At 59.7% G+C, this 14,246-nt stretch carries 8 protein-coding genes; 3 read left to right on the top strand and 5 right to left on the bottom strand.

Going from position 1 to position 14,246, the window contains the following annotated elements:
• Positions 1 to 62: 62 nt before the first annotated feature.
• From KZ498_RS12155 to KZ498_RS12140, 4 genes are read right to left on the bottom strand one after another with little or no spacing between them, the layout of a single operon-like run.
• The gene (locus KZ498_RS12155) at positions 63 to 2,102 is read right to left on the bottom strand and encodes a SpoVR family protein (protein ID WP_312619153.1); all 2,040 of its coding nucleotides are present in this window, start codon (positions 2,100 to 2,102) and stop codon (positions 63 to 65) included.
• A complete protein-coding gene (locus KZ498_RS12150) occupies positions 2,099 to 3,409 on the bottom strand; it encodes a YeaH/YhbH family protein (RefSeq protein WP_312619152.1) in 1,311 nt (436 codons plus the stop codon). The genes KZ498_RS12155 and KZ498_RS12150 overlap by 4 nt, the downstream gene beginning before the upstream one ends.
• A complete protein-coding gene (locus KZ498_RS12145; RefSeq protein WP_312619151.1) occupies positions 3,400 to 5,682 on the bottom strand; it encodes a kinase anchor protein in 2,283 nt (760 codons plus the stop codon). The genes KZ498_RS12150 and KZ498_RS12145 overlap by 10 nt, the downstream gene beginning before the upstream one ends.
• A complete protein-coding gene (locus tag KZ498_RS12140; protein WP_312619150.1) occupies positions 5,682 to 7,754 on the bottom strand; it encodes a serine protein kinase PrkA in 2,073 nt (690 codons plus the stop codon). Before KZ498_RS12140 ends, KZ498_RS12145 begins: the two co-directional genes overlap by 1 nt.
• Positions 7,755 to 8,351: 597 nt before the next feature.
• On the opposite strand from KZ498_RS12140, the gene KZ498_RS12135 reads away from it, so the two are divergent.
• Together KZ498_RS12135 and KZ498_RS12130 are read left to right on the top strand one after the other, a co-directional pair.
• A complete protein-coding gene (locus KZ498_RS12135) occupies positions 8,352 to 8,729 on the top strand; it encodes a DUF5820 family protein (RefSeq protein ID WP_312619148.1) in 378 nt (125 codons plus the stop codon).
• A 32-nt stretch (positions 8,730 to 8,761) separates the two neighbouring features.
• Entirely contained in the window at positions 8,762 to 9,214 is a 453-nt protein-coding gene (locus KZ498_RS12130) for a UPF0179 family protein (protein WP_312619146.1), read from the top strand.
• A 692-nt stretch (positions 9,215 to 9,906) separates the two neighbouring features.
• Here the strand turns inward: KZ498_RS12130 and KZ498_RS12125 are convergent.
• A complete protein-coding gene (locus KZ498_RS12125; protein ID WP_312619144.1) occupies positions 9,907 to 11,766 on the bottom strand; it encodes an asparagine synthase-related protein in 1,860 nt (619 codons plus the stop codon).
• A 292-nt stretch (positions 11,767 to 12,058) separates the two neighbouring features.
• On the opposite strand from KZ498_RS12125, the gene KZ498_RS12120 reads away from it, so the two are divergent.
• Positions 12,059 to 13,918: an ABC transporter ATP-binding protein gene (locus KZ498_RS12120; RefSeq protein ID WP_312619143.1), complete on the top strand. Its 1,860-nt coding sequence runs from the start codon at positions 12,059 to 12,061 to the stop codon at positions 13,916 to 13,918.
• The last annotated feature ends 328 nt before the right edge of the window (positions 13,919 to 14,246 follow it).

The following is a 14,246-nucleotide window of genomic DNA, read 5'->3' as shown; positions in this document are numbered from 1 at the left end:
CTGAGGAACCCGACGGACAGTCCCGCGACCAGTTCCTCGCGCGAATCAGGCGCGGCCGGCGTTCAGGCCAGCCACTCGTCGGGCTTCGTGCTGTAATCGATGTCGGTGGCCGTGAGGTGTTCGACCTCGGACCAGTCCACGTCGGTGACGGTCACGCTCTCCCCGTCGTAGCGGATTCGCTTGCCGACCTCCTCCGGCTCGGGTTCGCGGTCGCGCCGCTTTGCGACCTCCACGTCGTGGTCGTCGAACTCCTTGACGATGGTCAGGAGGTTCACCGGGCGGCCCCACAGCTCGAAGGTCCGCTTGAGGACCTCCTTGGCCTGCCCGATATCGAGCATCACGCCGTTGTACTGGTGGGCAAGCAGGAGTTCGTTACGGTTCTGGTAGTTGCCGTCCTCGACGACGACGGTGGGTTTCCCGAAGTTGGTGAACTGCAACATGAGCTTCTTTTTGACGTCCTCGTGGTCCGTCGAGGTCACCCGGTAGTCCCCCGAGGCGTGGGTGTACTCGTAGGTGAAGTAGTCGTTGTCGTCGACGAACTCCTGGGTGAGGAACTCATCGAGGAAGGTCACGTCGTTGTGGCTCTCCCGGATCTCCCGCATGCGCTCCCAGCCGCGGGTGTAGTCCACGTCCTCGAGTGCGTCCGTGACGCTGTCGTAGCGCGAGTCGTCGAACATGTAGCGGGCGGTCCGCTCCAGTTCCTCCTGGCCGACCCGGGAGACGAAGCCGCGGTACTGGGGCTTGACCAGCGAGTAGTGGCGCTGGGCCAGCCCCTCGTAGGTCAGCACCTTCCAGGGGTACTGTTCGACGTCGAACGCGCCGTCGCGGGCCGCCGCCAGCCCGTCGGCGTCGACTCGGGGGTCCTCCGGGTCGAGGTCGTCGAGGTGGCCCGGGACGTCGGTGAGCCACACCGGCGGTTCGAGGTGGTCCTGGACCATCTCGTAGTCGACGCTGTCGTCGAAGTTCCGCCAGGCGATGCCCTCGACGCGGAGCAGGCGCTCGATGACCTCGCGGCGGTTCTCCGTGTTCTCGACGTACTCCCAGATCTCCAGGCCGAGGCTGTAGGGGTTCAGCCCGCCCGAGCCCAGCACCTTCGACATGTGGTCGGAGTAGAGGATGAACTCGTCGTCGCCGGCGAACTGCTCGCCGGTCATCATCAAGGATTCCCAGTAGGAGGCCCACCCTTCGTTCATCACCTTCGTCATCTTCTGTGGGGCGAAGTAGTAGGCCTCCCGGCGGAGCAGTTCCAGCAGTTCTAGCTGCCAGTCCTCCATCTCCGTGGCGCGTTCGGCGTCCTCGTCGTACTGCATCCCGTGTTTCCGGAGGAAGCCGAGCACGTCCTTCTCGGGTTCGGCGGGGAACGTGACGTTCTCGTCGTCGTCGCGCTGGGCGTCCAGCCACTCCTCGTCGAACACCTGCCGTTTGACCTCCTCGGAGAGGTCGAGGTCATCCAGCTGGTCGGTCACGTCGGCCCCTTCGATGTCCTCGAACTCCTCGGGCACTGTCTCGACGGGGCTGTAGGGGACGTGCTGGTCGATGTTGTCCTCGAGGCAGAGCACGTGGTCGATGAACCGCTCTACCTCGGCCCGCTCGATGTCGGGGTCCTGCATGTACTCCTGGATGGTGTCGCCGTGGCGGGCTAACATTCCGGCGGCGTCGGGGCCGCGACGGCGGTCCTCGCCGGAGGCGTCGGTCGTCGTCCGGGAGGAGCCGTCGGTGAACATGCGGAACCACTCGTTGTTGGCGAAGAAGTCCGCGTGGGCCTCGACGTGGGTGATGACGGCCTTCTGGTCGGCCAGCGTGTTCGACTCCTGGAGGAAGGCGTGGGCCGGGTCGTCGTTGTTGACGATCTCGAAGGCCTTGCCCCCGAGGAACTGGCCCTGCTTTTGCTGGCGGTCGTACTGCATCCCCCAGCGCCAGTGGGGGTACCGCTGCTGGAACCCGCCGTAGGCGATGAGCTCGTTCATCTCGTCGTAGTCGACGATCCAGTAGTTCACCGGGTACGGTTGCAGCCCGAGCTTTCTGGCGAGGTTGCCGGCCTCTTCGACCGGTTCGTCGAGGTCGTCGGCCACGCGCTGTTTCGCGAATCTGTCGTCGTTCATTGGTCCTCCGTGCTGAGTATGTCGTAGATAGCGTCCACCACGTCCTCCGGCGAGGAGACGTAGGCAACGGCGACGTTGTCGGCGTCACGGAAGTTGCGTTCGACCTCCTCGGCGTGGGTGGCGTTGATGGCGTTCCCGCTGGGCTGGGTCTCCACGTAGGCGTGGAGGTTCGCCGGAATCTGTTCCATCAGCGGGATGACCTTCTCCTCGGTGTCGTTCGAGGAGTTCTCGCTGTCGCCCGCGGCGAACACGTAGCGGTTCCACTCGCTCCAGGGGTATTCCTCCTCGAGGACTTCAGCTGCGAGTTCGTACGCGCTGGAGATGCGGGTGCCCCCGCCCGAGCGGATGCCGAAGAACTCGTCGCGCTCCACTTCCCAGGCGTCGGCGTCGTGGGCGATGTAGACGAACTCGGCGTTGTCGTACTTGCCCGTGAGATACCAGTCGAGCGGCGTGAACGTTCGCTCGACGAGTTCCCGCTTTTTCTGGCGCATCGACCCGGAGACGTCCCGGATGTTCACGACGACGACGTTCTTCTCTCGTTCCTCGACAATCTCGGGGTAGCGGTAGCGCTCGTCCTCGCGGCGGAACGGGATCTGGTCGACGCCCTCCTGCCGGATGCGCTGTGAGGTCTCGACCTTCTCGACGTTGTCCTCCATCTCCTCGATGGAGTCCCAGACGGCCTTCTCCCCGGCGGGCAACTCCTCGTAGGCGTCGTCGATCCACGCCTTCGAGACGGGCATGTTCTGCTCGCGGGTCCACTCGTAGACGGTGGCCGGCCCCCAGCCGTCGACTTTGAGCGCCTCGCGGACGTAGTCCTCGTCGAAGTCCATCGCGAGCTTTCGCTTGAGACCTTTCTTGAACAGCCGCTCGAAGTCGAGCGTCGAGGAGGGGCCGGTTCGCGTGATGTCCGTGAAGTCGCCTTCCTTCTCCTCGATGACCTTCTTGCCCTTGGGTTCGAGGTCGAGCCCGAGCTGTTCGTCGAGCTCCTCGGCGAACTCCTCGGGGTCCATCTCGTAGTACTCGTGTTCGCCGCCTTCCTCGCCGGGTTCGCCGTCCTCGTCACCGTCGCCCGGCTGGGGCTGTGGCTGGCCGACCGGGTCGCCCGGTTCGGCACCCTCGCCCTGACCGACGCCGCCCTGGTCGCGCTGGTCGTACTCGAACTCCGGCAGGTCGATGATCTTGATCGGGATGCGGACGGAGTCGCCACGGGACTGGCCGAGGTCGCCGTACTGGATGAACTCGGCGAGGTCCTGGCGGCGCTCCTCGCCCACGTCGCGGTACCGTTCGAGGTCGTCTTTCAGTCCCATCTGTAACTCACCTGGCTCATGACGTGTCGGCTCGTCAGCTCGGCCGAGGCCTCGGTGTAGTCGAACATCTCGACCATGTTGGCAATCGTCGTCGCCTTGAGGCGGGCCGTCTCGGTCCCGGACGGCGGGTTGTCCCACTGCCCGGGCTCGAAGTCCTCGTAGGTGCGCTGGATGTCGTCCCAGTCGTAGCTGCCGAGGACGGTGTTGATGACCGGAATCTCCTTGGGGTTGACGTCGCCCACGCGGAACTCCTCGTCACGGCGCTGCCACGCGTGGCGGTTCAAGGCGGTGATGATCTTGTCGGTGCGGAACTGCTCGACGGCGTGGTCGGGGTCGTTGCCGTCGTAGTTCTTCTCGTCGAACCGGCCCAGGTGCTCGATCTCGAACACCTTCATCTTCAGCGGGTCCGGGTCGACGAGCTCGCCCCGAACGTTTTCGATCTGGTCGTCCGATTCCCAGGCGTAGACGTGCTCGATGTACTCCTCGACGGTCGCCTCGTCGACGCGCTTGTCCCGCATCATCGCGTCGAGGACGTCCTGTTCCTGCTGGCCGAAGATGTAGTTCTTGACAGTCACGACCCGTTCCTCGTACTCCGTGGCCTCGCCGGCCGAGAACACGGGGGCATCCGCCAGCCCCTCGGCGACGGCGTTGAGCACGTCCCGGGGCATCAGCACGTGTTCGACCGGGAGGTCGGGGTGATGGCGGTCCTGTGGCTCGTGCAGCAGGTCGGCGACGATGTCGCGCACGTAGGTGACCGGGATACCGTGGTCGCCGTCCTCGGCGGTGGTCTCCAGGTCGTAGTCCTCGATGTCGACCCGCTCGTCGCCCTCCATCAGGTAGCCCCGGTCGAACAGCAGGGCCTTGTCGACGAGGTCCAGCCCGGTCGGAATCTCGGCGCTGTCCAGCCGCGAGACGACCGCGTACAGCGCCGCGGACTCGACGGTGTGGGGGGCCAGCTCCTTGTCGGTCGCCGTCTCCACCCGGTCACGGACCGAAATCGTCAGCGGCTCCTGTATCCACGTCTCCAGTTCGTCCCAGGTCTCGGGGTCCCAGACCGCCGTCTCGTTGGTCAGTTCCCGGCGCAGGAGCTGGGCTTCCAGCGAGAGGTTCGTCAGGTACGTGAACTCGTGTTTGTCCAGCCGTCGTTTCAGTGCCTTCAGCGGGTCCTGGCCCTCGCGGTCGGCGTGCTTGTTGAGCTGGGCCTCCAGGTCCGGGTTCGAGATGATGACAAGCTGGGTGTCGACGTCCATCCCGATGCCCTTGTCGAGTTTGACGTGGGACTCGTCGGGGACGTTCAGCAGCTTCTGGAGCAGGTCGGCGTGCTGGGCGGCGTCCTCGACGACGGTCAGCAGGCCGTTGCCCTGCGAGAGGACGCCGTCGTAGCTGAACGCCTGGGGGTTCTTCCGCCCCCGTGAATCGAGTTCGCGGAGCATGCCGTGCATCCACGAGCCGACCAGCCGCTCCTTGGGCGTCCCCTCGTCCTCGGAGTGGAGGATGCCGATGCCATGCCCCACGTCCACGACGAAGTTCTTCACCCGGAGGTGAGCGGGCTGGGTGACCGCCGAGAACAGGTCCGTCTCGCCCTGCCGCCGGTACTGCTCTTCGAGGAAGTCGTAGGCCTCCCGCGAGAACGGGTCGAGCTGGCCGTCGACGCGGATGGGGATGTGGTCGTCGAGGCGCTCGTTGACCTCTCCGAGGAGGTCCGCCCGAACGTCGTCGGGAAACACCGTCAGCGGGTGGGCCTGGACGGGGCTCTCGTACCAGTCGTCCTCGTCCTCGATGGCCGCGTTCCCGTAGGTCATGCTGGTGGCGGTGCCGCCGGCCCCGGCGACGTTCCACTCGACGGTGTAGCGCCGTCCCTCGGGTGTCTTCGAGTACTCCCGCAGGCCGTTGATGAGACAGCGTTTGAGCTCGGACTTGCCGGTCGCCGTCGGCCCTTCGAGCCAGATTATCTTCTCGTCTTTGCCGCGGCCCGCCGCGATCGAGCGGAGGTCGTCGACGAAGGCGTTCAGCACCTCGGTGTTCCCGAGGATGGCGTGCTCGCCGTCGTTGTAGGGGTCGTCGAAGAAGCGGTAGCGCTCCTTCTCCTCGCCCTCTTCGATGACCATCCGCGTCCCCGCGTCCTCGATGGCGTCCAGCAGGTACTTCGAGGCATGGGCCGCGATCTGGGGCGTTTCGAGGACGGCGTCGACGTACTCCGCGAGGCTCATCGGGGCCTCGTAGGCGGCGTCGAGCGACTCGTCCGCGCGGTCGATGTACTCCTCGCCTGTCATTACTCTTCCATCTCGCTTTTGGCGACCTCCGCACCGGCGAACTCGAGCACTTCCTTGGCTCCCTCTTCGGAGTAGCCCTGCTCGATGAGGGCGTCGATCCACTGGTTGCGCTCTTCGTCGTCCATCTCCGAACTGGAGACCAGCGCGGAGAAGTTGATGTTGTGCTTCTTGTCTTCCCAGAGTTTGCGTTCCAGCGCACGGCGCAGGCGGTCGTTGTCCTGTGGGTTGAACGTGTCACCCTCGCGGGCGCGCCGGGACACCCAGTTGGACACTTCCTGCCGGAAGTCGTCCTTGCGGTCCTCGGGGAGGTTCAGCTTCTCCTCGACGGAGCGCAGGAACTGCTCGTCGGGCTCCTGCTCGCGGCCGGTGAGCTCGTCCTCGACGGTCGCGTCGTCGATGTAGGCCATGACGTGGTCCATGTACTTCTCGCCCTGGCGCTGTATCTCGTCCATGTCGTAGGCCAGCGCGTGGCGCACGTCCTCGATGGCCCGCTCCTTGTACTCCTCGCGGACGAGTTCGAGGAAGCGGTAGTACTTGCTGAACGACTCCTCGTCGATGGAGCCGTGGTTCTCGAGGTTGCCCTCGAGGTGGTTGAACGTCGTCAGCGGGGAGAGGAAGTCACGGCTGCGGTGCATCGAGTCCATGATGGCCTCGGCGATCTCGTCGCCGATGAACCGCGGGGAGACGCCGTCCATCCCCTCGCCGATGTCGGCCATCTTCTCGGCCTCCTCCCGGAGCTTCTTCACGTCGACGTCGTCGGCCTCGTCGATCTCGCCGTTGTAGGCTTTCGCCTTCTGGACGAGGTCGATGGACTCGTTGTCCGGCTCCTCGATGCGGGTGAGGACACCGAACAGCCCCGCCATCTCCAGGGTGTGGGGCTCGACCTGGATGTCCGGCAGGTCGGCGTTGCGCAGCATCTTCTGGTAGATCTGGGCCTCGGCCTCGTACTGGAGGACATAGGGGAAGTCGATGCGCTTTGTCCGGTCGTTGAACGCCTCCATCTTCTCGTCGCCTTTCTTGTCCCGGTACTCGGGCATGTTCGTCCGGCCGACGATGACCTGGTCGATGTCGATGCGGGGGTTGTTCTTGGGCTTGATCGTCTGCTCCTGGCTGGCGTGCAGGAAGTCATAGAGGAACTCCCGCTGGAGCTTCAGCAGCTCCTCGCCGGAGAAGAGGCCGCGGTTGGCGTTACAGAACGCCCCGGAGTAGTCGAACGCCCGGGGGTCGCTCTCGCCGTAGATGGCGATCTTCGAGTAGTTGACGTCGCCCGTGAGTTCAGTCTCGTCCTGGTTCTTCTTGTCCTTGGGCTCGAAGGTCTCGATCCCGCGGCGCTGGTTCTCATCGGCGACAAAGCGGATGATCTCGACGTGGTTCTCCAGGACTGACTGGAGGTCGTCGTCGTATTCGGCCAGCAGCCGGTCCATGTAGAACTCCGAGGCCGGGTCCAGCGACTGCTCGTTCCGGATGGTGTAGGGGGCATCGAGCGCCTCGTTGATGTCCTCGATGACCTTGTCCCGCTGCTTCTGTGGGAGGAGCACGAGCGGGTCCTGGTTCATCGGCGACCGGACCACGTCGTCGGCTGGGTCCTGGTCGTGGATGACGTCACAGAGGTTCGTCCAGCGGAAGGTGTACATCCGTCCCTCCTCCCGGCTCGTGTAGTCCTCGAAGTACCGCCGGACCTGCCGGTCGAAGTCGGACTTGCCCGAGCCGACCGGGCCCAGGAGGAGCTTGATACGCTTCTCGGGGCCGAGCCCGCGAGCGCCGGACTTGACCTTGTTGACGAACTCGTGGATGGCCTCGTGGATGACCCGCCCGTAGAAGGTGTTCTCACCGTCGTTGAGGGGGTCGTCGCTGGCCAGTTCGTACTCGACCACGCCGGCCTCCTCGTCGTAGGTCTTGCCGTAGTAGTCGAACATGTCCGCCACGCGCTGGTGGGCGTTACGGGCGATCTTCGGTTCGTCGTACAACTGCTGTAGATACCAGTCGAACGTGTTCGTCTTCCGGAGGTCCGCCGGTATCGTGTCACGGTACTCCTTGCTCAGCGCTTCGAGTGTCTCTTTGTTCTTGCTCATGCTATCTCAGTAGTTTGTCGTTGCTGCAGCCGACTGTCGCGGGACGGCCCTGCTGCTGTGTGTCCAATCCGTCGTCGGCACTGTCCGCCGCAAGCGTGCTCGCGTCCGGCCGTCGAATACCCCACCACTGCGGGGTTTCGGGTATGCCCTTTCATGGCTGACCTGCCCGGGGACCGTTCCGACCTGGGGTGGTAACGGGAGACAGTGGGGAACTGTTTCCGATACTATTTACCGTACGAGTGCTGTTCATATAAGAACTTTGCCCTCCTGTGGGTAAACCGCCGATAAATTCCGACGCCGTCATCGGGCGAACACGGGGACAGCGGGCCACAAGTGTGTTACCGTCTCTCATTAGTTCTGTATTGAATTTATATACTGTGTCGGTTGTCAACTGTTCACTTCGGTGTGTCGGCCAGTGTTTAGCGCTGGATTGATGTGAATCTGTTGCTGGATTGATTGGCCACTGAGAGCGGGTCACGTGGTATAGTGGCACAAGGGTTTCGACGGTGCCGTCGAACGAATGGTTGTGGACGTCCGGACGCGCTGGAGTTCGGGCCGGACCAGCGGATTCTTGCCGGTCGGGACGAATTTAGTAACATGGACCTGTCGGGCCTCCCCGAGGACTGGACGGTGTGGAACGAGACCGACGACAAGCTCATCCTCGCGTACCGTCCGGACGTCTTCGACTCCGAGCGGTTTCCGGCACCGTGTCTCCCGACCATCTATCTCACGCGAGGGCGACGGACCCGACGCCCCGGTGCTGACCGGTCCGGTGAGGCCTGGTACGTCACCTTCTATCTGGAACCCGAGGTCGAGCGCGACGCAGATTCATACGAGCGCCGCGACGCTGCCGTTGAGGGAGCTGTCAAGCTTGCGACCCGGTTTGCTGCCGGGGAACTGGACTACCGCTCGCTGTATCAGGTGCCCCGCGAGGCGTATCTGGACAAACTGGACGACCTGACCGGTCGGACATGACGCTTTACCGTGGTGACGTTCTATAGTGTCGTATGACTACTGTCACGCTCGTCGGGACGCGCCTCGCCGAAGTCGGCGAGGAGTTCGTCTACCGCGGCGAAGCCAGCGGCTGTGAGGGCTGTCCGTATCGCGACCAGTGTCTCAATCTGACGACTGGGAACCGCTACCGGATTACGAACATCAGACAGAGCGGGCAGACGCTGGACTGTGCGATGCACCAGGACGGCGTGCGGGCCGTCGAGGTCGAGCCCGCGCCGATCCGGGCGAACGTGCCTTCGAAGGGTGCCTACGCCGGAAGCAAGGCCTCGCTGATGGGGCCGTGTCCACACACTGAATGTCCGAGCCATCCCTACTGTGAGCCTGCTGGGGCCGAGTTTGATGAGGAGTATCGGATCGACGAGATCATCGGCGAGCCGCCACACGACTACTGTATGCTAGATCGGGATTTGACGCTGGTCGAGTTGGAAGCGCCTGAAGATAGTTGATTCCGAGTCACTCTCACTAGTTCTGGATTGGGCTAAGATACACTGGACCGTTCCGTTTTCATGGTTATTCAATCCCATCGAGCACGTGATATCTGTACAACCCGTGGAGTTGACACCAAATTCACTTTATATCTATCCATCTATTGAATTTTTGGTAAAACAATCACATATTCCATACAATTCTAAATATTCAATGGTGTTATTCCGCTAGATAGGAAGAAAAACATTTAAATAGAGGTACAGGTCGTATTACAGCACCTATATCTGGATGTTGTCGGAATACATTCCTGTATTCTGTGATCATTCAGAGGTCTGTATCTGCTCGATAGTATAGTGTAGACCAAGTACTAGGATGGGCGTTAAAACGAGCCAAAGCACATACTCGACCCACATCTCTCCATATGCATCAATCCGTAACGTGATTGACTGACCGTTGAGCAGTGCCAGATGCCAAATATTGATCAGGAACACACTCAGGGCGAAAGCCTCGAATACCGCTATCAGGGAGATCAGTCGCTTCACTATGTTCGGGTCGGCTAGAAAGGGTTTTGTTAGATACTCACTATACTCACTGTATTTGCATAATAAAACCTACTTACCGTCTGTCTGAGGCCAATAGAATATTTTTTACCACTGTTTTTATTGGAATACCTCAGGTTCAACTGTTTTGAGACGCTACTGGTGTCTCAGCATCATTGATTTGGCATCTCAGGAGTTAGACCCTGTTGCCGCTCGTCTTTATCAGAATTGGTGGACATCGCGATCTGCTCTGTGATTGGGGCCTCAAGGAATGTGACGAGTCGATAGAGAAACTTCGTGTTATCTCTCCCATTGAGATGATCTTGATAGACCGTGACCACACGGTCCCAGTCAAGAAAAGACAGCGATCGTATCAACTCTTCGTTCTCATAAATCGCTTCTCGGATGTATGACTGGGTGCGGATCAGCTCACTGTGATTGCCCCACGGATTGTGGTTCAGCCGCTCATCAGGCACAGACTCAAACGGGGAAAGCAAGCGTAGTGCAGTCATCGGGGCATCGCCAAACCGATGAACCGTTCGCGAATACTTGACTGGAACACCAGTGCTAGCGTGGGGGATCTCGGCTAATTCGGGATCAAGTGCGGTTACAGCTGAATTGATGACGTTCCGCCGTAGTTTGTACCCGATCGGCATGTTGACCCACAGATCCAACAGCCGGTTATCATATATGGGCATCTGCAACTCAACGTTCTCCCGGAGACTCTGTCTGAACAATGGATCAGTCGTTGCGGGCACATGTAACCGCCCCAGAACAAAATCCCGGAACGAGTCAAATTCGAGACCGTAGCTAGTGATGCTGTCGTCTTCACGACTGGTGTTCCGGGCCAGAACGGCAGAGCAATCGACATCGGTATCCGCAAAAAAGGGCGTGCGGGCACCAAGCTCACTGTCAAATTCTTCTAAAGTTGATATCGGCAGTTCAAACGGGAGTTCACGTTTGTGCAGCGGCCCGAGATCGAGGAACCGAGTCGGGACAAACATACCTTTAAACAGCGTATCAGCGAAGTGGCCGGTCAGCAGGACATCGACTTCAGAACGGATCTCATCAATAAACCCAGCCGCCCAGGCCTGATTAAACATCTGTGCGAAGTTCCACATCTCCGGAGCCCGATCAAGCACCTCCTCAAAATACTCTGGGTCCCGTCGAAGAAATCTGAACTCGACGCCTTTTGCTATCGCAATTCGCTCGGCGATCCTGGCCTCCTTGCTCATCCAGTCACCCATATGATACGCGGTGATGTCGAGGTCATCATCAAGCGCAGCCATGATGAGACGCGCGTCGCTCCCCCCACTCAGAAGGATTCCGTACTGTTTCGACCGATCTCGTGTCCGCTCGGCCACAGATGCCTGGAAGCGCTCAACAAACTCATCGACAAAGGCAGCATAATCGTCAAACGGACCTCCTTTAGGAAATTTCGGCCGCCAATATGTCTCCTCCGTGGTCGTTCCGTCTTCGAGATCATACGTTGTTATGGTTCCCGGCGGGAACGTCTCCACACCCTGAAGCGGGGTCTTTACTCCAGTCGGTCCTCCTCGCCACGAGAGGTGCTGGACGACGTATTCCTCATCGAAGGACAACGAGAGTGTGGGGTACTCTTGAAGCGATTGGATGTGTGAAGAAAAGACAACCGCTCCGTTTTCGGTTTCAGTGACGTAGAGTGGCCACGTTCCGAGGCGATCTGTAAATATTGAGACCGTTGATTCGGCACGGTCGTAGACCACACCCACGAAATCTCCATTCAATCCGTGAACGAAGTCGATACCCACCTCGTCGTACAAGTTGGCACAGAACTCCGATGCGGATTCGGTCTCGATATCTCGATCCCGATAGACACCGTCTGTTTCATGTCCTTCGACATTACCCCACACCCAGACGAGAGCATCTCTATTTGCTGTGTGGTGTGGATTTTCCCGGTCCCGGCTCTGGTGGGTAAACCCCCGTAGACGGATGTTTGCATCCGCAAAGTGCGACTCGCGCTCGTCGCCCGTCCAGGCGAGTGTCTCCGCCATACCACTCATCGGACAATCGCCATCAATGACACCACAGACACCGACCATGGATATCGGATTTGGAATGATAGTATATATTTAGATATTTTCTACTAACTAACGGCTGGTTAGCGTGGAGTGTCATGGTAGACAATCAAACCTGATAGGATGAAGGCGGTCTACTAGAAGTGGACGACTTTTGTGGTAGACCGCTACTAACCCTGCGAAGGCACTCTTATCCAAGGTGCGATTTGGGCGTAGTCTATACATAGTAACAGTCCTCTCCGACCGAAGGACGTGCAGGACGCGAGCGATGAGTACGCCCGGCAAAAAGCCACTCTCAGATTCAACTGACACAGACGAGCTCTCCTTGCGTGAAACTATCGCTGCGATCGGCGATGTGGTCTCGTACAGGCCGGGGCTCTCGGTAGCAATACTCGGTCTCAGCCTATTAGTCGGGGTGTTAGAAGGAATCGGCGTCGGCTTCATTCTCCCGATCGTGACCGTCGTTCAACAGGGTGGGGGTAGTGAGCTATCAGGCCCTGTCCGCGTTTTTGTCGACGTGTATACAACGTTGGGGCTTCCGTTCACACTCGAGTATATTATTGTCGGCGTCGGATGCATTCTGGCACTTCGATACATGCTAGGGGTAGGTATCGCATGGCTAACGGCCATTCTCGGCACAGGATACAGACGACACCTCCGACTTATTAGCTATGACCGGGTCCTTTCAGCCCAGACAACGTACTTCGATGCGCACGGATCAGAGGAACTGTTGAATGCAATTCTGACCCAAACGAGTTACGCCAGTGCGATCATTACGAAGATCGTTCGCGGGCTCAAAACAGCGCTCGTTAGTACGGCCTACGGGCTTATTGCGCTCTACTTAGCTCCAAAGCTCATGGCGCTGACCAGTCTCGTCTTGCTTCTCGCGATGGCTGGGAGTAAATACGTATTCGAATCGGGATACGGCGTCGGCGACCGGCTCGCCCAGGCCAATGAGCGCGTCCAGTCTTCACTGCAGGCTGGGATCCAGGGAATCAGGGAAGTGAAACTGTTCTCGCTTGAAGACGAACTGCAGTCCGATTTCCGGACTGCGATCAATCAGCAAACTGATGCTTCGATTAAGAAACAGCGAGATCAGACGGCGCTAGCCAATCTCAACAACTTCTTCGCGACCGCGACTGTGTTTGCGCTGGTGTATTTTGCGGTGACGAGTGCCACCCTCTCACTCCCAGGACTTGGCGTGTTTCTGTTCGCGATGTTTCGACTGGCCCCAAGAGTGAGTTCGCTAAACGGGCTTGCTTACGATATTAACAACGATCTCCCACATTTCATCCGGACACAGAAATTCATCGAACGGTTGGATCGTCAGGAAGAGCAGTGGGGCGACAAGGCAGTCCAGGACCCGATCGAACGGATTGAATTCCAGGACGTGTGCTTTGCGTATCCAACCGGCGACGGGACGATACTGGATGATGTTTCGTTTTCGGTCAACCAGGGTGAGTTCATCGCACTAGTCGGGCCCTCCGGAGCTGGCAAGTCGACGCTAACATCGCTGCTTGCTGGATTATATCAGCCGGATAGCGGTCAGATATTGGCAGACTCGACGCCTATTGTCCAGTTCACAGCCGCTGAGTGGCGGTCTCGCATTGCGGTCGTCAAGCAGAATCCACACATCTTCAACGAGACGCTGCGTTATAACTTGACGGTCGGCAATCGAGAGGCATCGGAGGCTGCGATTGCAGCGGCCTGTTCGACTGCTCAAGTGACCGAGTTTCTCGATGAGTTGCCCGCAGGATACGACACTGTTCTCGGTGATGATGGCGTCCGCCTTTCTGGTGGCCAGCGACAACGTGTTGCTATCGCTCGAGCATTACTGAAAGACGCTGATGTTTTAGTGCTCGATGAAGCAACGAGTGAACTTGATAGCACACTTGAAGCGCGCGTCCACGGTGGCATTGAGCGCTTAGATCGCGATTACGCTGTCGTTGCTATCGCGCATCGGTTATCTACCGTGACCGGAGCTGATACGATTCACGTTATCGAAGCCGGTGAGATTGTTGAATCGGGGACCCATGATACCCTGCTTGACCGAGGGACAGCGTACTCCGAGCTGTACCGCTCTCAGGTCGACGAGACTGGTGAGCCACAGTCTCCGGTGAGTGACTGACTCGACAGTCCCTGTCGAAAACCAACAACTCAGACACCCGATCTGGTGCTCCTTTCAGCAACCACGTACAAACCATGTGACACCCCCGCGTACACCGGAACTCGTCGCCGCTGTGATATCTGACGTGGCCGCACTCTTGATACATCTAGTTTGTGTGGGATTGTTGACTCGCGCCTGCAATTCCGAACCGGAGAAAATCGAGGGGGAATTAAATTCGCCTGCTGGGGCAGTGCGACACTACTTGGCGAAGTCCCGGGGCTGTCCCCGAGATACTTGATTGGATATCTTGTCCTTACATCCCTTTGCCGCCATCGTCGTTGTAATGAAT

Origin of the sequence: Haloarcula sp. 1CSR25-25, assembly GCF_032027985.1 — an archaeon.
Classification (GTDB): domain Archaea; phylum Halobacteriota; class Halobacteria; order Halobacteriales; family Haloarculaceae; genus Haloarcula.
The sequence above is the reverse complement of the archived record's forward strand: the minus strand, read 5'-3'. Positions and strand labels throughout refer to the sequence as shown.

Excerpts from the sequence above, each read along its gene's own strand:
- KZ498_RS12155 (WP_312619153.1), bottom strand. The coding sequence starts at position 2,102 with ATGAACGACGACAGATTCGCGAAACAGCGCGTGGCCGACGACCTCGAC.
- KZ498_RS12150 (WP_312619152.1), bottom strand. The coding sequence starts at position 3,409 with ATGGGACTGAAAGACGACCTCGAACGGTACCGCGACGTGGGCGAGGAG.
- KZ498_RS12145 (WP_312619151.1), bottom strand. The coding sequence starts at position 5,682 with ATGACAGGCGAGGAGTACATCGACCGCGCGGACGAGTCGCTCGACGCC.
- KZ498_RS12140 (WP_312619150.1), bottom strand. The coding sequence starts at position 7,754 with ATGAGCAAGAACAAAGAGACACTCGAAGCGCTGAGCAAGGAGTACCGT.
- KZ498_RS12135 (WP_312619148.1), top strand. The coding sequence starts at position 8,352 with ATGGACCTGTCGGGCCTCCCCGAGGACTGGACGGTGTGGAACGAGACC.
- KZ498_RS12130 (WP_312619146.1), top strand. The coding sequence starts at position 8,762 with ATGACTACTGTCACGCTCGTCGGGACGCGCCTCGCCGAAGTCGGCGAG.
- KZ498_RS12125 (WP_312619144.1), bottom strand. The coding sequence starts at position 11,766 with ATGGCGGAGACACTCGCCTGGACGGGCGACGAGCGCGAGTCGCACTTT.
- KZ498_RS12120 (WP_312619143.1), top strand. The coding sequence starts at position 12,059 with ATGAGTACGCCCGGCAAAAAGCCACTCTCAGATTCAACTGACACAGAC.